This is a genomic window from Pseudomonas sp. FW305-96, assembly GCF_058783825.1.
In genome coordinates this window covers 141433-160816 of sequence record NZ_JBYSYW010000006.1, presented here as the reverse complement: position 1 = coordinate 160816, position 19384 = coordinate 141433, and the positions used below count along the sequence as shown (strand labels likewise).

Here is a 19384-nt window from a genome sequence, read left to right as displayed (position 1 = left end):
CGATGCGCTGGATTCTCGCTCAGCCCAGGCCCGGGCGATAGCTCCCGGGGAAAATGTTCATGAAACAGCGTTGTCGAGACTCGCTCTCATTGCCGAGGGGCGCGCCAGAGCCTGTCAGGTCGGCCATTGACGCTTTCGGCAAACCCCCTGTCGTTTTTGCATCGGGGCGCCTCGGGCCGCAGGCATATGCTGGCCCCAAAGCGTCGGCACAAGGTTCGGCGCCAGCAAACTTCTATAAAAGGGGACAGCCTGATGAGCCCAGCCGAACTTCACGCCGACAGCATCGTCATCGACGGCCTGATCATTGCCAAATGGAACCGCGAGCTGTTCGAGGACATGCGCAAGGGCGGGCTGACCGCGGCCAACTGCACGGTGTCGGTGTGGGAGGGCTTCAAGGCCACCGTCGACAACATCGCTTCCAGCCAGAAGCTGATCCGCGAAAACAGCGACCTGGTGATGCCGGTGCGTACTACCGCCGACATCCGCAAGGCCAAGGAACTGGGCAAGACCGGCATCCTCTTCGGCTTCCAGAACGCCCACGCGTTCGAGGACCAGATCGCCTACGTCGACGTGTTCAAGCAACTGGGCGTAGGCATCGTGCAGATGTGCTACAACACCCAGAACCTGGTCGGCACCGGCTGCTACGAGCGTGACGGCGGGCTGTCGGGCTTCGGCCGCGAGATCGTCGCCGAGATGAACCGCGTCGGCATCATGTGCGACCTGTCCCATGTCGGCTCGAAAACCTCCGAGGAGGTCATCCTCGAATCGAAGAAGCCGGTCTGCTATTCCCACTGCCTGCCCTCGGGCCTCAAGGAACATCCGCGCAACAAGTCCGATGCAGAGCTGAAGTTCATCGCCGACCACGGCGGCTTCGTCGGCGTGACCATGTTCGCGCCGTTCCTGGCCAAGGGCATCGACTCGACCATCGACGACTACGCCGAAGCCATCGAGTACACCATGAACATCGTCGGTGAAGACGCCATCGGTATCGGTACCGACTTCACCCAGGGCCATGGCCAGGACTTCTTCGAGTACCTCACGCACGACAAGGGTTACGCCCGGCGCCTGACCAACTTCGGCAAGATCATCAACCCGCTGGGCATCCGCACCGTCGGCGAGTTCCCCAACCTGACCGAGACGCTGCTCAAGCGCGGCCACAGCGAGCGCGTGGTGCGCAAGATCATGGGCGAAAACTGGGTCAACGTGTTGAAAGACGTCTGGGGCGAGTAAGCCGCTCTCCAAGCCTGAAAGCCCCTGCCAGCAACGCCGGGGCACACCAATAAAAATTTGTATGGAGTTGAGTTTCCATGGCCAAGATCGCCCCGCAATTGCCAATCGAAGTCGACAGTGAGACCGGTGTCTGGACCAGTGACGCCCTGCCGATGCTGTATGTGCCACGGCATTTCTTCGTCAACAACCACATGGGCATCGAGGAAGTGCTGGGCGCCGACGCCTACGCCGAGATCCTCTACAAGGCCGGCTACAAGTCCGCCTGGCACTGGTGCGAGAAAGAGGCCGAGTGCCATGGCCTGGAAGGGGTGGCGGTGTTCGAGCACTACATGAAGCGCCTGAGCCAGCGTGGCTGGGGCCTGTTCGAGATCCAGGACATCGACCTGGATAAAGGCACCTGCAGCGTCAAGCTCAAGCACTCGGCGTTCGTGTACGTGTACGGCAAGTGCGGCCGCAAGGTCGACTACATGTTCACCGGCTGGTTCGCCGGCGCCATGGACCAGATTCTCGCCGCTCGCGGCAGCTCGATCCGCACCGTGGCCGAACAGGTCTACGGCGGGTCGGAAGAAGGTCACGAAGATGGCCTGTTCGTTACAAAGCCGTTGTAAGCCGGAGATAGCGTCATGGCCTTCGAAGCAATGTTTCAGCCGATCCAGATCGGCAAGCTGACCATCCGCAACCGCGTGCTCAGCACCGCGCACGCCGAGGTATATGCCACCGACGGCGGCATGACCACCGACCGCTATGTGAAGTACTACGAAGAGAAGGCCAAGGGCGGCATCGGCCTGGCGATCTGCGGCGGCTCGTCGGTGGTGGCCATCGACAGCCCGCAGGAGTGGTGGGCCTCGGTCAACCTGTCCACCGACCGCATCATCCCGCACTTCCAGAACCTCGCCGACGCCATGCACAAGCATGGCGCCAAGATCATGATCCAGATTACCCACATGGGCCGGCGCTCGCGCTGGGACGGCTTCAACTGGCCCACGCTGATGTCGCCATCGGGCATTCGTGAACCGGTGCACCGCGCCACCTGCAAGACCATCGAGGTGGAAGAGATCTGGCGGGTGATCGGCAACTACGCCCAGGCTGCGCGTCGGGCCAAGGAGGGCGGCCTGGACGGCGTCGAGCTGTCGGCCGTGCACCAGCACATGATCGACCAGTTCTGGAGCCCACGGGTCAACAAGCGTACAGACGAATGGGGCGGCACCTTCGAAGGGCGCATGAAGTTCGGCCTGGAAGTGCTCAAGGCCGTGCGCAAGGAAGTCGGCGACGACTTCTGCGTGGGCATGCGCATCTGCGGTGACGAGTTCCACCCCGATGGCCTCAGCCACGAGGACATGAAGCAGATCGCCGCGTACTACGACGCCACCGGCATGCTCGATTTCATCGGCGTGGTCGGCTCGGGCTGCGACACCCACAACACCCTGGCCAACGTCATCCCCAACATGAGCTACCCGCCGGAGCCGTTCCTGCACCTGGCGGCCGGCATCAAGGAAGTGGTCAAGGTCCCGGTGCTGCACGCGCAGAACATCAAGGACCCGAACCAGGCCACGCGCATTCTCGAAGGCGGCTACGTGGACATGGTCGGCATGACCCGCGCGCACATGGCCGACCCGCACCTGATCGCCAAGATCAAGATGGGCCAGATCGACCAGATCAAGCAGTGCGTCGGTGCCAACTACTGCATCGACCGCCAGTACCAGGGCCTGGATGTGCTGTGCATCCAGAACGCCGCCACCTCCCGTGAATACCTGGGCGTGCCGCACATCATCGAGAAGACCACCGGGGTCAAGCGCAAGGTGGTGGTGGTTGGCGCCGGCCCCGCCGGTATGGAAGCGGCCCGCGTGGCAGCCGAACGTGGTCACGACGTGACCCTGTTCGAGAAGAAGGAGCAGATTGGCGGGCAGATCACCATCGCCGCCAAGGCCCCGCAGCGTGACCAGATTGCCGGTATCACCCGCTGGTACCAGCTGGAGCTGGCGCGTTTGAAGGTCGACCTGCGCCTGGGCACTGCGGCCGACGTGGCGACCATCCAGGACCTGCGCCCGGATGTGATCGTGCTGGCGGTGGGCGGGCACTCGTTCCTTGAACAGAACGAGCACTGGGGCGCTGCCGAAGGCCTGGTGGTCAGCAGCTGGGACGTGCTCGACGGCAAGGTCGCGCCGGGCAAGAACGTGCTGGTGTACGACACCATCTGCGAATTCACCGGCATGTCGGTGGCCGACTTCATTGCCGACAAGGGCAGCCAGGTCGAGATCGTCACCGACGACATCAAGCCGGGCGTGGCCATGGGCGGCACCACCTTCCCGACCTACTACCGCAGCATGTACCCGAAAGAAGTGATCATGACCGGCGACATGATGCTGGAAAAGGTCTACCGCGAGGGCGACAAGCTGGTGGCGGTGCTCGAGAACGAGTACACCGGCGCCAAGGAAGAACGGGTGGTCGACCAGGTGGTGGTGGAGAACGGTGTGCGTCCCGACGAGCAGCTGTACTACGCGCTCAAGGAAGGCTCGCGCAACAAGGGCCAGATCGACGTGGAGGCGCTGTTCGCCATCAAGCCGCAGCCGATCCTCAGCCAGCCGGGCGAGGGCTACCTGCTGTACCGCATCGGTGACTGCGTGGCCCAGCGCAACGTGCATGCGGCGATCTACGACGCCTTGCGGCTGTGCAAGGACTTCTGACGGCAGCGGCAAGCTTCAAGTTGCAAGCTGCAAGAGAAGGCGGTCAACGTCGACTTCGCTTGCAGCTTAGGTCTTGAGGGTTGCTCGGTAATGACTCTGTAACGCGGCGCTGGACTGCAAGGTACAAGCAGGCAACAGAAGCGACGCCGCTTCTTCTTGCAGCTTGTGGCTTGCAGCTTGCAGCTCAAAGGTGCGTGCCATGTTGAACACCCTTCTACCCATCCTGCTGTTCACCGCCCTCGCCCTGGCGGTGCTCGGCGCCCTGCGCCGGGTGCGCATGTGGCGGCGCGGGCGGCCGAGCAAGGTTGACCTGCTTGGTGGCCTGCTGGCCATGCCACGGCGCTACCTGGTGGATCTGCACCATGTGGTCGAGCGCGACAAGTACATGTCCAAGACCCACGTGGCCACCGCTGGCGGCTTCGTGCTCTCGGCCGTGCTGGCGATCCTGGTGCATGGCTTTGGCCTGCACAGCAAGATCCTCGGTTACGCCTTGCTGGTGGCCACGGTGATCATGTTCAGTGGCGCCCTGTTTGTCTTCAAACGCCGGCTGAACCCGCCCTCCCGGCTGTCCAAGGGCCCGTGGATGCGCCTGCCCAAGAGCCTGCTGATGTTCGCGGCGAGCTTCTTCATTGCCACCTTGCCGGTGGCGGGGATCCTGCCTGAAGGCACGGGCGGCTGGGTACTGGTCGCACTGCTGGGTGTCGGCGTGCTGTGGGGCGTGTCCGAGCTGTTTTTCGGCATGACCTGGGGCGGGCCGATGAAGCACGCCTTCGCCGGCGCCCTGCACCTGGCCTGGCACCGCCGCGCCGAGCGCTTTGGCGGTGGCCGCTCCACGGGCCTCAAGCCGCTGGACCTGGAAGACCCGAATGCGCCGCTGGGCGTGGAAAAGCCGGTGGATTTCACCTGGAACCAGTTGCTCGGTTTCGACGCCTGCGTGCAGTGCGGCAAATGCGAGGCCATGTGCCCGGCGTTCGCCGCTGGCCAGCCGCTGAACCCGAAGAAACTGATCCAGGACATGGTCATCGGCCTTGCCGGTGGCACCGACGCGCGGTTCGCCGGCAGCCCGTACCCGGGCAAGCCGATCGGCGAGCATGGCGGCCACCCGCACCAGCCGATCGTCAACGGCCTGGTGGATGCCGAGACGCTGTGGTCGTGCACGACTTGCCGCGCCTGCGTCGAGGAATGCCCGATGATGATCGAGCACGTCGATGCCATCGTCGACATGCGCCGCCATCTGACCCTGGAAAAGGGCGCCACGCCGAACAAGGGCGCCGAGGTGCTGGACAACCTGATCGCCACCGACAACCCCGGCGGCTTCGCCCCCGGCGGGCGGATGAACTGGGCGGCCGACCTCAACCTGCAGCTGCTCTCAGAGGTGAAAACCACCGAGGTACTGTTCTGGGTGGGCGATGGCGCCTTCGACATGCGCAACCAGCGCACCCTGCGCGCCTTCGTCAAAGTGCTCAAAGCATCCGGCGTCGACTTCGCCGTGCTCGGCCTGGAAGAGCGAGACAGCGGTGACGTGGCGCGCCGCCTGGGCGACGAGGCAACCTTCCAGCAGCTGGCCAAGCGCAATATCCAGACCCTGGCCAAATACCAGTTCCAGCGCATCGTCACCTGCGACCCACACAGTTTCCATGTACTCAAGAACGAATACGGCGCCCTTGGCGGCGAGTACCAGGTGCAGCACCACAGCACCTACATCGCCGAACTGATCGCCGCCGGCAAGCTCAACCTCGGCCAGCACAAGGGCGGTAGCGTGACCTATCACGATCCTTGCTACCTGGGCCGCTACAACGGCGAGTACCAAGCCCCGCGCGACGTGCTCAAGGCCCTCGGTATCGAGGTACGCGAAATGCAGCGCTCGGGCTTCCGTTCCCGCTGCTGTGGCGGAGGCGGCGGTGCGCCGATCACCGATATCCCCGGCAAGCAGCGTATCCCCGACATGCGCATGGACGATATCCGCGAAACCGAAGCGGAGCTGGTGGCCGTGGGCTGCCCGCAGTGCACGGCGATGCTCGAAGGCGTGGTCGAACCGCGCCCACAGATCAAGGACCTGGCCGAGCTGGTCGCCGATGTACTGATCGAAGATGAGGCCCCCGCCAGCGCAAAGTCGCCAGCGGCCAAACGTGAACCTGCGGAGGTGCACTGATGAGCGACATCATCCGCCGCGACCCACGCGCCGAGTGGATCGCCCGTAACCGCCTGCACCCGCTGCATGCGGCCATGCAGACGCAACAAACCAGCTGGATGGGCCCCAATGGGCTGATGCGCAAGAACCCCCACGCGATTGCTGCCGGTTTCATCGGTCCCAACGGCCTCAAGCGCATCGACCGCAGCGGCGCACAGCAGGGCACTGGTGTGGGTGGGCGGCGCACAGCCGCCGCCGAGGTGCAGCTGCCGCTGCACCAGGTTGCCGCGCCCGCGTTCTATATCGCCGTGGTCCCGGACATGGTCGGTGGCCGTCTCGGCAGCCACGACCGTGACCTGCTCGGCCTGGCCCACAGCCTGGCCGGTAGCGACGGTGCGGTGCTGGCCGTGGTGTTCGGTGAGCACAAGGAAAGCAACTTTTCCACAGCCGGCGTCGACCGCCTGCTGGTCATCGAGGGTGAGGCCTTCGAGGGTTATGCACCGGAACAGCTGGTCCAGGGCCTACGGGCTGTGGATAACCAGTTCACTCCACGCCACTGGTTGTTGCCTGACAGCCGAAGCGGTGGCGGCGAACTGGGCCGACGCTTTGGCGCGGCCCTGGGCGAACGCCCGGCGACGCGGGTGTGGCAGGTCAAGGATGGCCAGTGCATCGGCCGTGCTGGCGCAGGCCAGCAGGATATCCAGCGCGCCACGCCACGCTTGATCCTGGCCGCCGCCGAATGCGCCGAGCCGGTAAGCGAGACTCGCCATGAAGCCCTGCCGGTGGAGTTGTCCACAGGCGTGGCACGCAGCTTGTCGCGCATCGAAGACCTTGGCTCGGTGGCCGTGGACCCGGCCGCCATCGCCATGGCCGAGGCCGAGTTCATCGTCTCCGGCGGCAACGGTGTCAAGGACTGGGACCTATACCATCGGGCCACGGCGGCGCTTGGCGCTACAGAGGGTGCCTCGCGGGTGGCAGTGGACGATGGCTTCATGCCGCGCAACCGCCAGGTCGGCGCCACCGGCACCTGGGTTACGGCGCGGGTCTACGTGGCTGTGGGTATCTCCGGCGCCATCCAGCACCTGCAGGGCATCGGCGCCTGCGACAAGGTGGTGGCAATCAACATGGACCCGGGCTGCGACATGATCAAACGGGCTGACCTGTCGGTGATTGGCGACAGCTCGGCAATTCTCCAGGCTCTGATCGAGGCTGTGGACAACTTCCGCAGCGGCGGCCAGCGCGACGCGGCATAGGGGCAGCGAGCATGAGTACGAAAGTCATCAGCCTGGTCTCGATCGGCGCCCACCCCAGCTCCGGCCGCGCGCGCCGCGCCGAGCAGGATGCCCGTGCCGTGGAACTGGGCTTGCAACTGGCTGGGGACAACTTGCAGGTGGTGCACGCCGGCGATCCTCGTGAAGAGGCGCTGCGTGCCTATCTGGGCATGGGGCTGGACCACCTGGATGTGCTGGAACAGCCCGTCGGCGCCGATGTATTGGGCGTGCTCGGCGACTATCTGCGCGACGCGGGTGCCCAGCTGGTGCTGACCGGCAGCCAGGCGGAAACCGGCGAGGGTTCGGGCATGCTGCCGTTCCTGCTGGCCGAGAAACTGGGCTGGCCGCTGGTGGTGGGGTTGGCCGAGGTGGAATCGATCGAGAATGGCACCGCCCAAGTGCTGCAAGCGCTGCCACGTGGCCAGCGGCGCCGCCTGAAAGTGCGCCTGCCGTTGTTGGCGACTGTGGATAACGCCGCGCCCAAGCCACGGCAATCAGCCTTCGGCCCGGCCCGTCGTGGTGTACTGGAGGCGCGCAATGTGGCGGTGATCGAGGATCCGCTGCTGGCCGAGGATGCCCTGCAACTCGCCAGGCCACGACCCAAGCGTCTCAAGGTGATCAAGGCCAAGAGCGGTGCTGACCGCATGAAGGCGGCCACGGCCAAGGCCAGTGGCGGAGGCGGGAAGGTGCTCAATGATGTGTCTCCCCAAGAGGGTGCCGAAGCGATCCTCAAGCTGCTGGTGGAGGAGGGCGTTCTGCGCTGACAATGCGGTAAGCACTATTCACACGCTCAAAACGCCGATGAAGGTGTTCTGAATCATTAGGCCAGTTCCCTAGGGACCGCTGTTTGTAGCCCATCGTAGCCGTGCTGATCACTGTGCATAACTATCCTCAAGATCTTGCCGAATTGACATCGACTCGAACCCGCTCATCACTTGCCCACTGAATCTGTTTGCCATGCTGTGTATAAAATGTTCGTGCATTGCCAGAGCCATTGAAATTAAAGGCCTGCAGTGGGTAGATTAAAAAATGATCAGTTCGATGAGAGGCACAATCCAACCATAGTGAAAGGTATCAGCGAAGTTGCTCACAATCGCTGTTGGTGGCCCTGTGGATAACGTGTTTGGCTTTTTCTCAACCCCTCGATTTCAGAGGCTTGTAGAAGTTTGGTTGTTTTTCGATCAATTCAAAAGACCCTGTCATACAAACTTTGTCGTCCAGTCTCCATCAGGGGCTGTGGATAAAGCCCTTCGATTAGGCGCTTTCCCACAGGGATACCTGGCATTTTTGTCAGTTTTAGAAGCACAACGGCAATGCTAGCTTGGCGCCAATCAACCCCATGAGAACAAGCATATGGCCAGGAAAAATTTGCTTGGTGTAGACAGGCTGAAAAGCCCATATTCAAGAATGACTTCGTCAGGCCGGACACCATTCGCCTACACACCCTATGGCTGGCGTCCTGCGCAGAATGGGGCCTCGATGACGGGGTTCGCTGGCCAGCTGCAAGAGGTGGGGTTGGACTGTTACCTGCTGGGTAATGGCTATCGCGTTTTCAGCCCGTCATTGATGCGGTTTCTTTCTGCTGATGTGTTGAGTCCGTTTGGGAAAGGCGGAGTGAATTGCTATACCTACTGTCACGGTGACCCTATCAACAAGATAGACCCTACTGGCCAATACGGTTACTGGGCTACGCACCAGATCACAATGGCTGCAAATGGTATTTCTTTTGCCCAGGCGGCGCTGGCGCTTGCTAACCAGCGGATGGAGACAGGAAAAATAAAATACGAAACCGGTGCCCGGTCGGGTGTAACGATGGCCATTGCAGCGTGGGGTTTCTCCGCTGGAATTCATCAGTTTAATAATGGCGACGAAGGAAGTGTCGTCGCGGATGTGACCACGGTTTTAGCCCCGGCACTGGCTTTCGGTGATGAGCTTTATCGATTTTTGGGGAATATTATTAACCTGGCGAAAAACCGTACAACGGCTCGTTTTAAAACGCCACCCGGGTCCCCAAGTACGGTAATAGCCAGTGGGGCAAATGTACGGATTCCAAATAACGCAGAGCATAGGGCGAAAACGGTTCAAGAGGCTGTGGAGCTTAATAGGCAGTTGCTTTCACAGCAAGATGGAGAGGAGATTAGTTACTTCCAGTTCCCTGAGCCAGGCTCTATTGAGCCGTTAAATGCTAGCGATCCTCAATCGTTACAGGCTTCAATCAGGGGTTAGGAGTTTGGCCGCCTGCAAAGCATTGCAGGCGGTCTGTTGCTTTGTATCTGGAGGTATAGCATGCGGACATCGATCATCTTGGGGAGCGACCATCAATGGAGTAAAATGATAGCCCTCAGCCAAGGGACGTTGAAAAATGTACCTTATACGCCCTATGGCTGTAACCGGTCACAGGGTAGCGCGGCGATTATTGGCTTTACAGGGCAATACTTTGATGGTTACTTGGAAGGGTATTTGCTGGGTAATGGTTATCGAGTGTATAGCCCATGGCTGATGCGCTTTAACTCCCCAGATCGTGTAAGCCCGTTTGGACGAGGTGGGATCAACGCCTATGCATACTGTGAGGGGGACCCTGTTAACTGGCAGGACCATTCTGGGAGTCAAAAAGGTAGATCGGCATCTATGATTAACCTGAGTAAGTCATTTGATTCATTGGATGTTTTTGTTAGTGCGCTGCGAAAAGTTCATTCTTACGCCAAGTCCTTTCGGGATTCATTAAACCGCCATCAACTAAATGTGAAAGCTAGAGTTGGGGATGCTGAATATTTTCTTGATATAGCCAGGAGGGATGGGAAGCCATATCAAGCTGAGCATCTTGAGCTTTTACGGCAGCTTCCGCAATTAGTGTTGGGTCAAGAGAAAGTTGAAAGAAAAAAGTCTAGGGTTGAAGGCGGTATCAAAAAGCTTACTGGTTTTATTGGCAGGATTGAGGGTGAGAGGTTCGAAGAACCTCTGCAAAGTAGTGGTATGATTCCAATTGAATCAAGGTCCGAACACGGTGATGTTAATTATTTAATGGCTGATGAACGTCGTCGATTAGGCACTTGGCCTTCATCCGAGATGGCCAAGCTTCGGCAGTGATTTCCGAATGGTATCTTGATTTATTTTAGGCTGCATGGGCGAAGACGGTTAGCTAGGCCATGTGTCTGGAGGAGGCCGGGATAGACCGTCCCCACCTAGAATCCCTCAAAGGAAAATACATGAAACACGCGATCTAAGCTATTGATATGACGTAACCAAGCGTAAACGAGCGCCATTCAAAGGGCTGCAACGCAACCCTTTGAGACAAGTAGCCGATTGTACCCTTCTGCTACCTTATTGAGCCTGTACTTCTCTCAAATAAGCCGCTGGCTCCGCCCCCAGATTGTTCAGCAGCCGCTGGCTATACCAGTCAATAAAATTCACCACCCCAAACTCATAGGTCTTCGAGTAAGGCCCCGGCTGGTAGGCCGTGGAATTGATCCCCCGCTGGTTCTCCTCCGCCAACCGCCGATCCTGGTCATTGGTGGCATCCCACACCTTGCGCATCTCCTCTGGGTTGTAATCCACCCCCTCTACCGCATCCTTGTGCACCAGCCACTTGGTGGTGACCATGGTTTCCTGCGCACTGATCGGCCACACGGTGAACACGATCATGTGGTCGCCCATGCAGTGGTTCCACGAATGCGGCAGATGCAGGATGCGCATCGAGCCCAGATCCGGATTCTTGATGCGGCCCATCAGCTTCTTGCACGCCACCTTGCCGTCCATGGTCATCGACACGGTGCCCTTGAGCAGCGGCATGCGCACGATGCGATTACGCAGGCCATGACTCTTGTGCAGGTAGGGGATCTTCTCGGCGTCCCAGGCAGCGGCCGAGGCGGCGACGTGGTCCTTGAATTCCTGGCTGGCGCGGGGGTCGTTGGTGTCGTCCCACTCCAGCAGCGTCTTCAACAGCTCCGGGTGCGAGCCGCTGCAGTGGTAGCACTCGCGGTTGTTCTCCAGCACCAGCTTCCAGTTGGCCTTCTCCATCAAGGTGGTCTGCACCGCCACCTTCGTGTTCTCCATGTCGTAGGGTTCCATGTAGTGGTCGAGGGTGGCGAGGAACTCGTCGATGGCCGGCGGATTCTCGGCCAGGCTGATGAAAATGTAGCCACCGGCCACTTTCACGTTCACAGGCTTGAGGCCGTACTGGTTCATGTCGAAGTCGGCGCCCATCTCGGTGCCGGCGAACAGCAGGCGGCCATCGAGTTCGTAGGTCCACTGGTGATAGTGGCAGACCAGCTTGGCCACCTTGCCTTTGTCGCTGACGCACAGGCGCGAGCCGCGGTGGCGGCAGACGTTGTGGAAGGCATGCACCTTACCTTCGGCACCGCGTATCACGATGATCGGGTTCTTGCCGATCTGCAGGGTGATGTAGTTGCCCTTGGTCGGGATCTCGCAAACCATGCCGGCGATCAGCCACTCCTTGTGGAATATCTCCTGCATGTCGATCTGGAACAGGCGCTCGTCGCAGTAGAACGGTTGCGGCAGCGAGTAGGTGCGCTCGCGGGTCTGCAGCATCTCGGCAGTGGCCTTGCGTGCAGGTTCCAGTGGATCGCCCAGGCTCAGGGTTGCGGTGACGTCCATCGTGTGGTCCTCGTGGCCGCGTGCGGCCGGCTGAAGTGGCTAATCGTTGTTGTAGTGCCGCAAGGCTGTTCTTCGGGATAAACAGCGTGTTGTTTTGCCGAGGAGTGTGCGTCCGGGCAGGGAAAGGACCATATCCACGGGCGACATGGCCGCATCGAATTCCGACGCGCCAGCCCTTGTAGCGCGGGGCTGGTCGCGATAAGTACGCCGATGTCGCGGATGGGAATGTACGTACACGGCGCTATGCGCATTATCGGAGCCATAAGAAAGGCCGACAGTCGGCTGCTGGAGATGAACATGTCCGATACCTTCCTCAATCCGGTTACCACCCAGACCTGGGCCAATGGCCGCCACATCGTGCGTTGTGTCAAGGTCATCCAGGAAACCTGGGACGTGCGCACCTTCTGCTTCATGGCTGACCAGCCGATCATGTTCTTCTTCAAGCCCGGGCAGTTCGTCACCCTGGAGCTGGAGATCGAAGGCAAGCCGGTGATGCGTTCGTACACCATCTCCAGCTCGCCGTCAGTGCCCTACAGCTTCTCGATCACCGTCAAGCGCGTGCCGGGCGGGCTGGTCTCCAACTTCCTCCACGACACCATGCACGAAGGCGCCGAGCTACCGGTGCACGGGCCGGTGGGGCTGTTCAACGCCATCGACTTCCCGGCCGGCAAGACGCTGTACCTGTCCGGCGGCGTCGGCATCACCCCGGTGATGTCCATGGCCCGCTGGTTCTACGACACCAATGCCAATGTCGACATGGTCTTCGTGCACAGCGCCCGCTCGCCAAAAGACATCATCTACCACCGTGAGCTGGAGCAGATGGCCTCGCGCATCCCCAACTTCAGCCTGCATATCATTTGCGAGAAGCATGGGCTGGGCGAGCCGTGGGCGGGTTATCGCGGCTACTTGAACCAGCGGTTGATGGAGCTGATCGCCCCGGACTACCTCGAGCGCACCATATTCTGCTGCGGCCCCACGCCCTACATGAGCGCGGTCAAGCGCATGCTCGAAGCGGTCGGCTTCGATATGAAGAACTACCACGAGGAATCGTTCGGCGCGACGCCGCCTGAAGCCAAGGCCGACGCGGTGGAGCACGCCGAAGCGGCGGCCGATGCGCCGGAAGTGGATGTGGCAGATCTGAATCTGGTGGAGTTCGTCGGCAGCGACAAGAGCATCCGCGTGGCCCCGGGCGAGACCGTGCATGCGGCGGCGGCCAAGGTCGGGCTGATGATCCCCAAGGCCTGCGGCATGGGTATCTGCGGCACCTGCAAGGTACTCAAGCTCGGCGGCGAGGTGGAGATGGAGCACAACGGCGGGATCACCGAGGAGGATGAGGCCGAGGGCTACATCCTGTCGTGCTGCAGCGTGCCGAAGGGGGATGTGCGGATCGAGTATTGATCCTCAATCGGAGGCGATCGCGGAGCAAGCCCGCTCCCACGCAGTGAGGCTGGTGGGAGCGGGCTTGCCCCGCGATGCGTTTGAGGATCAGGTGCGGAACCGCGCCACCAACCCGTTCAGATCCACTGCCAGACGGGACAGCTCGGCACTCGCCGCGCTGGTCTGGTGCGCCCCGGTGGCGCTCTGCACCGACAGGTCGTTGATGTTCACCAGGTTGCGGTCCACCTCGCGGGCCACCTGGGCCTGCTCCTCGGCGGCGCTGGCGATCACCAGGTTACGCTCGTTGATCTGCGCCACCGCGCCGGCGATGGTGTCCAGCGCCAGGCCCGCGCCACGGGCGATGTTCAGGGTCGATTCGGCGCGCTCGGTGCTGGTGCGCATCGAGTCCACGGCCTGCTCGGTGCCACCCTGGATGCTGCCGATCATCCGCTCGATCTCGCTGGTGGACTGCTGGGTGCGGTGGGCCAGGGCGCGCACTTCGTCGGCAACCACGGCAAAACCACGGCCTGCCTCGCCGGCGCGGGCGGCCTCGATGGCGGCGTTGAGCGCCAGCAGGTTGGTCTGGTCGGCCAGGCCACGGATCACGTCGAGCACCTTGCCGATATCACGGGACTGCTCGGCGAGGTGTGCGATCAGCTTGGCGGTGGCCTGCACATCGCCGCTCATGCGCTCGATGGCGCCCACGGTCTCCAGTACCAGGTCGCGGCCATCGCCGGCCGAACGGCTGGCTTCGCTGGAGGCTTCCGAAGTGCTGACCGCGTTGCGTGCGACTTCTTCGACGGCACTGGTCATCTCGGTAACGGCGGTGGCGGCCTGCTCGATCTCGTTGTTCTGCTGCTGCAGGCCACGGGCGCTTTCGTCGGTCACGCTGTTCAGCTCTTCTGCGGCGGAGGCCAGCTGGGTGGCGGAGCCGGCGATCAGCTGCAGGGTGTCGCGCAGCTTGTCCTGCATCTTGGCCATGGCCTTGAGCAGGCGCGCGGCCTCATCGGTGCCGTCGGCGTGAATGCTGTGGGTCAGGTCGCCTTCGGCGATCTGCTCGGCGGCCTTGAGCGCCTCGTCGATGGGCTTGACGATGCTGCGGGTGAGGAGGAAGGCGAACAGCAAAGTCAGCACCGTGGCCGCCACCAGCAGGCTGATGACCAGGGCGAAGGCGCCGCTGTACTGCTCGGCCGCCTGGGCGTTGGTGGCGCTGGTCTGGTCGGTGTTGATGCGCACCAGCGCGTCCATGACTTTGTTGATCTGCTCGGAGTTGTCCAGCAGGTCGCGGTTGAGCAGGTCACGCAGGGCATCGAGGTCGCCGGCCTGGCTCAGGCTGCGCATGCGCGCCTCGAGCTGGCGGTACTGGTTGAGCAGCAGGCCGTACTGGTCGAAGGCGGCCTTCTCGTCGGCGGCGGTCACCAGCGGCTCGTAGGCGCGGCGCGCCTTGTCGATCTGCGCGTTGCGCTCGTCCAGCAGGCGCAGGGTGTCTTGCTGGGTGGCTGGCTCGCGGTTGAGCAGCAGGCGGTAGGAGAGGGTGCGCAGGCGCAGGTTCAGCGCGGTCAGCTCGTCGAGGGTCTTGATGCTGGGCACGCTGACTTCTTCGATGGTCACGCCGGCCTGGCGGATGTTGCCCATCTGGATCAGCGAGAAGATACCCAGGCCGAGCATCAGCACACCGATCACGGCGAACCCGAGCAACGCGCGGGGCGCGATATTCATATTGCGTAAGGACATGGAGGCGGTTTCCAAGGCAGAAGAGGTGCCGCGATCCATGCGACGGAAGAAGACCTGCCTGCCTATCGGTCGCGACCGACCAGTCTTTAGGCCGACTTGATGAAATTGTGAGGTAGCTAACTATTTTCCTGACCAGCGGTTGACCCAGGTCGGAACAAGGGCGGTGATCCTGGGTCAACCTGAACCCGGCAAACACCTTTTGAATCCGATATTTAATGGCGGGGGCGCAGGTTTTTCCTTATCGTGTGCGCCCTTTGCAACAACCGAGATAGACGCATGTTGGAAACTTCCCTGAATCAACTCGAGCAACTGGTCAGCGACCTGATGCACAAGAACGCACAGCTGGCCGAACAGAACACCAGCCTCAGCCAGGAACTGGCCCAGGCCAAGGAAGAGAACGACAGCCTGCAGTTGTCGCTCATGGAGCAGGAAGAGAAGCACGGCGCCACCGCCGCGCGCATCCAGGCCTTGGTCGAGCGCGCCAGCGCAGGTGTCGTGAACGCATGAGACTGCAAGCGCAGCCGGTCAACGTCGTGTCGATCCTGGGCAACGACTATTCGCTGAAGGCCCCCGAGGGCCAGGAAGAAACCCTGAACCAGGCCGTGCGCATGCTCAATGTCGCCCTGGCCGAGACCAAGCGCAGCTACCCGACCCTGATCGGCGACAAGCTGCTGGTGCTGGCCGCCCTGAACCTGTGCTCCAAGCAGATCGAACTGCAGCGCGAGCACGACCGCACCCTCGAGCGCACCCAGGCGCAGATCGATGCCACGGTCGATGCCATCAGCAAGGCCGTCTCCGACGTCTGACTGACGCCATCGTGCGGCTTCGTGGGAGCGGCGATGCGGCGATCCGGCTTGCCCCGCGATGAAGGCGTCCAGCTTGTCGCAGATCACTGGAGCAACTGGATACTTAAGTGTATACACTTCCCGAAAAACAATAATTATCGGGGAGTGGCACATGCGCATCTGGCGGCGGAGCATCCAATGGCAATTGATCGCGAGCATGGGCGCCGCCCTGTTGGCGAGTATCCTGGTGGTGGTGGCGATCTACACGGTGGCGCTCAACCGCCTTACCGAGCGCTACCTGGTGGATACGGCCTTGCCGGCCAGTATCGAGGCCATCCGCAACGATATCGAGCGCATGCTCGGCCGCCCGCTGGTGGCGGCCGCGGATATTGCCGGCAACACCCTCCTGCGTGACTGGCTGGCTGCCGGTGAAGACCCCGCCGCTTTGCCGGCGTTCATCGAGTACCTCGACGCCGCCAAGCAGCGCAACCACGCCTTTACCACCCTGTTCGCCTCCACGGTGAGCGGCAACTACTACAACGAAAAAGGCCTGGACCGCACCCTCAGCCGCGCCAACCCCAAGGACAACTGGTTCTACGGCTACATCGACAGCGGCGCCGAACGCATGCTGAACATCGACATCGATGGCTCCACGGGGGAGCTGGCGCTGTTCATCGACTATCGCGTGGAAAAGGCCGGCCAGCTGGTGGGCGTGGCAGGCATGGGCCTGCGCATGACCGAGCTGTCCAAGCTGATCCACGACTTCAGCTTCGGCGAGCACGGCAAGGTGTTCCTGGTGCGCAACGACGGGCTGATCCAGGTCCATCCCGACCAGCAGTTCAGCGGCAAGCGTCAACTTGCCGAGCAACTGGACGTCGAGTCGGCGAAGGCTGTGCTGGTGGGCGGCGAGGGCCTGCGCAGCAGCCGTTTCCAACGTGATGGCGAGGACTACCTGGCCTTGGGCTTGCCCTTGCGCGACCTGAACTGGACGCTGGTGGCCGAAGTGCCGGAAGCCGAGATCTACGCCCAGGCGCGCCAGGCCATCTGGCAGACCTGCCTGATTGGCGGCGGCGTGGCGCTGATCTCGTTGTTGCTGGTGGTGCTGCTGGCGCGCGGGTTGGTGCGGCCGATCCGCCAGGTCACCGCGGCGCTGGTGCAGATCGGCGGCGGCGCGGGCGACCTCAGCCATCGCCTGGACGATGCGCGCCAGGACGAACTGGGTGACCTGGCCCGGGGTTTCAACCGTTTCCTCGACAGCCAGCGCAGTCTGATCGGCGAGGTGCTGCGCACCACCGAACGTCTGCACCAGTCGGTGGAGCAGGTGACCCAGGTGGTGGACAACACCGCCGAGCGCTCGGGCCGCCAGCAGGAAATGACCGAGATGGTCGCCACCGCCGTGCACGAGATGGGCCTTACCGTGCAGGACATCGCCCAGAACGCCGGCTCCGCCGCCCACGCCTCGCAGTCGGCGCGGGACGAGGCCTTGCAGGCGCGGGAAGTGGTGCGCCGCTCCATCCACAACATCGAGGGCATGTCCGGGGAGATTGGCCGCGCTGCCGAGGCCGTGACCCAGCTGGCCGACGAGGTTGCCTCGATCGATGAAGTGCTGGCGGTGATCCGCAGCATCTCCGAGCAGACCAACCTGCTGGCGCTCAACGCCGCCATCGAGGCGGCGCGGGCCGGCGAGATGGGGCGAGGCTTCGCGGTTGTCGCCGATGAAGTGCGCACCTTGGCGCGGCGCACCCAGGTGTCCACCGACGAAGTGCAGCAGATGATCCAGCGCCTCAAGCACGGCGCCGGCACGGCGGTGGCGTCGATGCAGGCCGGGCAAACGGCCACCGGCAACGGTGTCGAGTCGAGCCAGCGCACCGGGACCTCGCTCGGCGCGATCACCGATCAGGTCGAGCGCATCAGCGGCATGAACGAGCAGGTGGCCACCGCCACCGAGGAACAGTCGGCGGTGACCGAGGAGATCAACCGGACGGTCCAGGGCATTTCCGACCTGGCGCGGCAGACGGCCGCCGAGGTGCAGGATTGCCGAGAGGAGTGCCAGGCGCTGCGTCGGCTGGCCGATGACCTGGCGCGGCAGATGGGTGGGTTCCGCCTTTGAATCGCAGGCGAGCGCTTTGCGCTCGTTTCGCCGGCTCCCACAGGTGATCGCGTAACCCTGTGGGAGCCGGCTTGCCGGCGATGGAGACCTGTCAGGCGTTGAAGATACCGCGGATATCCGCCGCCAACTCCCGCACGCGAGATTCCTGGGTATCCCACGAGCACATGAACCGCGCACCACCGCTACCGATGAAGGTATAGAAACGCCAGCCTTTGTTGCGCAGCGCCTCCAGCGCAGGTTCCGGCATCTGCAGGAACACCCCGTTGGCCTCAACCGGGAACATCAGCTCCACCCCCGGCAGGTCACTCACCAGCGATGCGAGCAACTGCGCGCAGTGGTTGGCGTGCTGGCCATGGCGCATCCACGCGCCGTCTTCGAGCAGCCCGACCCACGGTGCGGACAAGAAGCGCATCTTCGACGCCAGCTGCCCGGCCTGCTTGCAGCGGTAGTCGAAGTCTTCGGCCAGGTCGCGGTTGAAGAACAGGATCGCCTCGCCCACCGCCATGCCGTTCTTGGTGCCACCAAAACACAGCACATCCACGCCAGACTTCCAGGTCAGCTCGGCCGGCGAACAGCCGAGGAACGCGCAGGCATTGGTGAAGCGCGCGCCGTCCATGTGCAGGTTCAGGCCCAGTTCCTTGCAGGTGGCGCTGATTGCCTTGAGCTCGTCGGGGCGGTAGACGGTGCCCACTTCGGTGGCCTGGGTGAGGGTCACCACCCGCGGCTTGGGGTAGTGGATGTCCTGGCGCTTGAGTGCCACTTCGCGGATCGACTCGGGGGTGAGCTTGCCGTTGACGCTAGGCGCGGTGAGCAGCTTGGAGCCGTTGGAGAAGAACTCCGGCGCGCCGCATTCGTCGGTCTCGACGTGGGCGGTCTCGGAACAGATCACGCTGTGGTAGCTCTGGCACAGCGAGGCCAGGGCCAGGGAGTTGGCGGCGGTGCCGTTGAAGGCGAAGAACACTTCGCAGTCGGTCTCGAACAACTTGCGGAAGTACTCCGAGGCGCGTTCGGTCCACTGGTCGTCGCCGTAGGCGCGTTCGTGACCCTGGTTGGCCTTTTCCATCGCGGCCCAGGCTTCGGGGCAGATGCCGGAATAGTTGTCGCTGGCGAATTGCTGGTTGTTATTGGTCATGACGCCTGTCCTTTTTACGACGCAGGCACGCACTCTAAACCATCGATTCGGCGGTTGCCTATACAGGCCAACGCTCTCCCTGTGGGAGCCGGCTTGCCGGCGATAGCGTCCGCTCAACCAGCGATGGTTCTGCGTCTGGCCCCATCGCCGGCAAGCCGGCTCCCACAGGGCTGTGTGGCGCTTGGGGTAGCAATGTCGTAAACGCGCCATTGCAAGGCGCGCGCAGGCATCTGTACCGCCGTGCCCGGTCATACCATCGTTGCAAAGGGTGGGAAAACCCTCACCAGACAAGAAACGATCGCTGCCGGGAGATACA

15 protein-coding genes and 2 pseudogenes are annotated in these 19384 nt (G+C 62.4%); 13 read left to right on the top strand and 4 right to left on the bottom strand.

Annotated features, from left to right (window positions below):
- The first annotated feature begins 252 nt into the window (after positions 1 to 252).
- The 8 genes from AC3WL2_RS06880 (at position 253) to AC3WL2_RS06845 (ending at position 10403) form a co-directional block, all read left to right on the top strand.
- Positions 253 to 1230 carry a dipeptidase gene (locus tag AC3WL2_RS06880; protein WP_011536164.1) on the top strand — a complete coding sequence of 326 codons (978 nt, stop codon included), beginning with the start codon at positions 253 to 255 and terminating at the stop codon, positions 1228 to 1230.
- Positions 1231 to 1307: 77 nt separating this feature from the next.
- Positions 1308 to 1838: a DUF5943 domain-containing protein gene (locus tag AC3WL2_RS06875; RefSeq protein ID WP_012316656.1), complete on the top strand. Its 531-nt coding sequence runs from the start codon at positions 1308 to 1310 to the stop codon at positions 1836 to 1838.
- Between the two features lie 15 nt (positions 1839 to 1853).
- Complete coding sequence (dgcA, locus tag AC3WL2_RS06870; protein ID WP_102681852.1) at positions 1854 to 3914, top strand: dimethylglycine demethylation protein DgcA; 2061 nt, start codon at positions 1854 to 1856, stop codon at positions 3912 to 3914.
- Between the two features lie 199 nt (positions 3915 to 4113).
- Entirely contained in the window at positions 4114 to 6066 is a 1953-nt protein-coding gene (dgcB, locus tag AC3WL2_RS06865) for a dimethylglycine demethylation protein DgcB (protein ID WP_102681853.1), read from the top strand.
- Entirely contained in the window at positions 6066 to 7298 is a 1233-nt protein-coding gene (etfA, locus tag AC3WL2_RS06860; protein WP_102681854.1) for an electron transfer flavoprotein subunit alpha, read from the top strand. Before dgcB ends, etfA begins: the two co-directional genes overlap by 1 nt.
- Before the next feature lie 11 nt (positions 7299 to 7309).
- Positions 7310 to 8080, top strand: coding sequence for an electron transfer flavoprotein subunit beta (gene etfB, locus AC3WL2_RS06855; protein WP_102681855.1), 771 nt, complete (start codon positions 7310 to 7312; stop codon positions 8078 to 8080).
- A 589-nt stretch (positions 8081 to 8669) separates the two neighbouring features.
- Positions 8670 to 9542, top strand: coding sequence for an RHS repeat-associated core domain-containing protein (locus AC3WL2_RS06850; protein WP_102681856.1), 873 nt, complete (start codon positions 8670 to 8672; stop codon positions 9540 to 9542).
- 60 nt (positions 9543 to 9602) lie between these two features.
- Positions 9603 to 10403, top strand: a complete 801-nt coding sequence (locus tag AC3WL2_RS06845; RefSeq protein WP_102681857.1) for an RHS repeat-associated core domain-containing protein — start codon at positions 9603 to 9605, stop codon at positions 10401 to 10403.
- Positions 10404 to 10637: 234 nt separating this feature from the next.
- Here the strand turns inward: AC3WL2_RS06845 and gbca are convergent, their stop codons facing one another.
- The gene (gene gbca / locus AC3WL2_RS06840; protein ID WP_102681858.1) at positions 10638 to 11930 is read right to left on the bottom strand and encodes a glycine betaine monooxygenase oxygenase subunit; all 1293 of its coding nucleotides are present in this window, start codon (positions 11928 to 11930) and stop codon (positions 10638 to 10640) included.
- Between the two features lie 297 nt (positions 11931 to 12227).
- Here gbca and gbcB point away from each other — a divergent pair, with 297 nt between their 5' ends.
- Positions 12228 to 13328, top strand: a complete 1101-nt coding sequence (gbcB, locus tag AC3WL2_RS06835; protein ID WP_046857453.1) for a glycine betaine monooxygenase reductase subunit — start codon at positions 12228 to 12230, stop codon at positions 13326 to 13328.
- 87 nt (positions 13329 to 13415) lie between these two features.
- On the opposite strand, the gene AC3WL2_RS06830 is transcribed toward gbcB, so the two are convergent.
- Both AC3WL2_RS06830 and AC3WL2_RS06825 read right to left on the bottom strand, forming a co-directional pair.
- Positions 13416 to 14279 carry a methyl-accepting chemotaxis protein gene (locus tag AC3WL2_RS06830; RefSeq protein WP_371920989.1) on the bottom strand — a complete coding sequence of 288 codons (864 nt, stop codon included), beginning with the start codon at positions 14277 to 14279 and terminating at the stop codon, positions 13416 to 13418.
- Positions 14271 to 15026 (bottom strand): annotated as a pseudogene (locus AC3WL2_RS06825) (MCP four helix bundle domain-containing protein); the annotation flags it as partial. The gene AC3WL2_RS06830 and the pseudogene AC3WL2_RS06825, both read right to left, overlap by 9 nt.
- Before the next feature lie 291 nt (positions 15027 to 15317).
- On the opposite strand from AC3WL2_RS06825, the gene AC3WL2_RS06820 reads away from it, so the two are divergent.
- The 4 genes and pseudogenes from AC3WL2_RS06820 (at position 15318) to AC3WL2_RS06805 (ending at position 17936) form a co-directional block, all read left to right on the top strand.
- Complete coding sequence (locus tag AC3WL2_RS06820) at positions 15318 to 15548, top strand: hypothetical protein (protein WP_102681859.1); 231 nt, start codon at positions 15318 to 15320, stop codon at positions 15546 to 15548.
- A complete protein-coding gene (locus AC3WL2_RS06815; protein ID WP_023630184.1) occupies positions 15545 to 15847 on the top strand; it encodes a cell division protein ZapA in 303 nt (100 codons plus the stop codon). Before AC3WL2_RS06820 ends, AC3WL2_RS06815 begins: the two co-directional genes overlap by 4 nt.
- A gap of 58 nt (positions 15848 to 15905) precedes the next feature.
- Positions 15906 to 17072: pseudogene (locus tag AC3WL2_RS06810) on the top strand (cache domain-containing protein); the annotation flags it as partial.
- 126 nt (positions 17073 to 17198) lie between these two features.
- Complete coding sequence (locus tag AC3WL2_RS06805; protein ID WP_371919245.1) at positions 17199 to 17936, top strand: methyl-accepting chemotaxis protein; 738 nt, start codon at positions 17199 to 17201, stop codon at positions 17934 to 17936.
- Positions 17937 to 18027: 91 nt separating this feature from the next.
- On the opposite strand, the gene AC3WL2_RS06800 is transcribed toward AC3WL2_RS06805, so the two are convergent.
- The gene (locus AC3WL2_RS06800) at positions 18028 to 19068 is read right to left on the bottom strand and encodes a threonine aldolase family protein (RefSeq protein WP_046857450.1); all 1041 of its coding nucleotides are present in this window, start codon (positions 19066 to 19068) and stop codon (positions 18028 to 18030) included.
- Between the last annotated feature and the right edge of the window lie 316 nt (positions 19069 to 19384).

Coding starts and splice junctions, on each gene's coding strand:
- dgcA (WP_102681852.1), top strand. CDS start 1,854: ATGGCCTTCGAAGCAATGTTTCAGCCGATCCAGATCGGCAAGCTGACC.
- AC3WL2_RS06875 (WP_012316656.1), top strand. CDS start 1,308: ATGGCCAAGATCGCCCCGCAATTGCCAATCGAAGTCGACAGTGAGACC.
- AC3WL2_RS06830 (WP_371920989.1), bottom strand. CDS start 14,279: ATGCAGGACAAGCTGCGCGACACCCTGCAGCTGATCGCCGGCTCCGCC.
- etfB (WP_102681855.1), top strand. CDS start 7,310: ATGAGTACGAAAGTCATCAGCCTGGTCTCGATCGGCGCCCACCCCAGC.
- dgcB (WP_102681853.1), top strand. CDS start 4,114: ATGTTGAACACCCTTCTACCCATCCTGCTGTTCACCGCCCTCGCCCTG.
- gbca (WP_102681858.1), bottom strand. CDS start 11,930: ATGGACGTCACCGCAACCCTGAGCCTGGGCGATCCACTGGAACCTGCA.
- etfA (WP_102681854.1), top strand. CDS start 6,066: ATGAGCGACATCATCCGCCGCGACCCACGCGCCGAGTGGATCGCCCGT.
- AC3WL2_RS06800 (WP_046857450.1), bottom strand. CDS start 19,068: ATGACCAATAACAACCAGCAATTCGCCAGCGACAACTATTCCGGCATC.
- AC3WL2_RS06850 (WP_102681856.1), top strand. CDS start 8,670: ATGGCCAGGAAAAATTTGCTTGGTGTAGACAGGCTGAAAAGCCCATAT.
- AC3WL2_RS06820 (WP_102681859.1), top strand. CDS start 15,318: ATGTTGGAAACTTCCCTGAATCAACTCGAGCAACTGGTCAGCGACCTG.
- AC3WL2_RS06845 (WP_102681857.1), top strand. CDS start 9,603: ATGCGGACATCGATCATCTTGGGGAGCGACCATCAATGGAGTAAAATG.
- AC3WL2_RS06815 (WP_023630184.1), top strand. CDS start 15,545: ATGAGACTGCAAGCGCAGCCGGTCAACGTCGTGTCGATCCTGGGCAAC.
- AC3WL2_RS06880 (WP_011536164.1), top strand. CDS start 253: ATGAGCCCAGCCGAACTTCACGCCGACAGCATCGTCATCGACGGCCTG.
- AC3WL2_RS06805 (WP_371919245.1), top strand. CDS start 17,199: ATGACCGAGATGGTCGCCACCGCCGTGCACGAGATGGGCCTTACCGTG.
- gbcB (WP_046857453.1), top strand. CDS start 12,228: ATGTCCGATACCTTCCTCAATCCGGTTACCACCCAGACCTGGGCCAAT.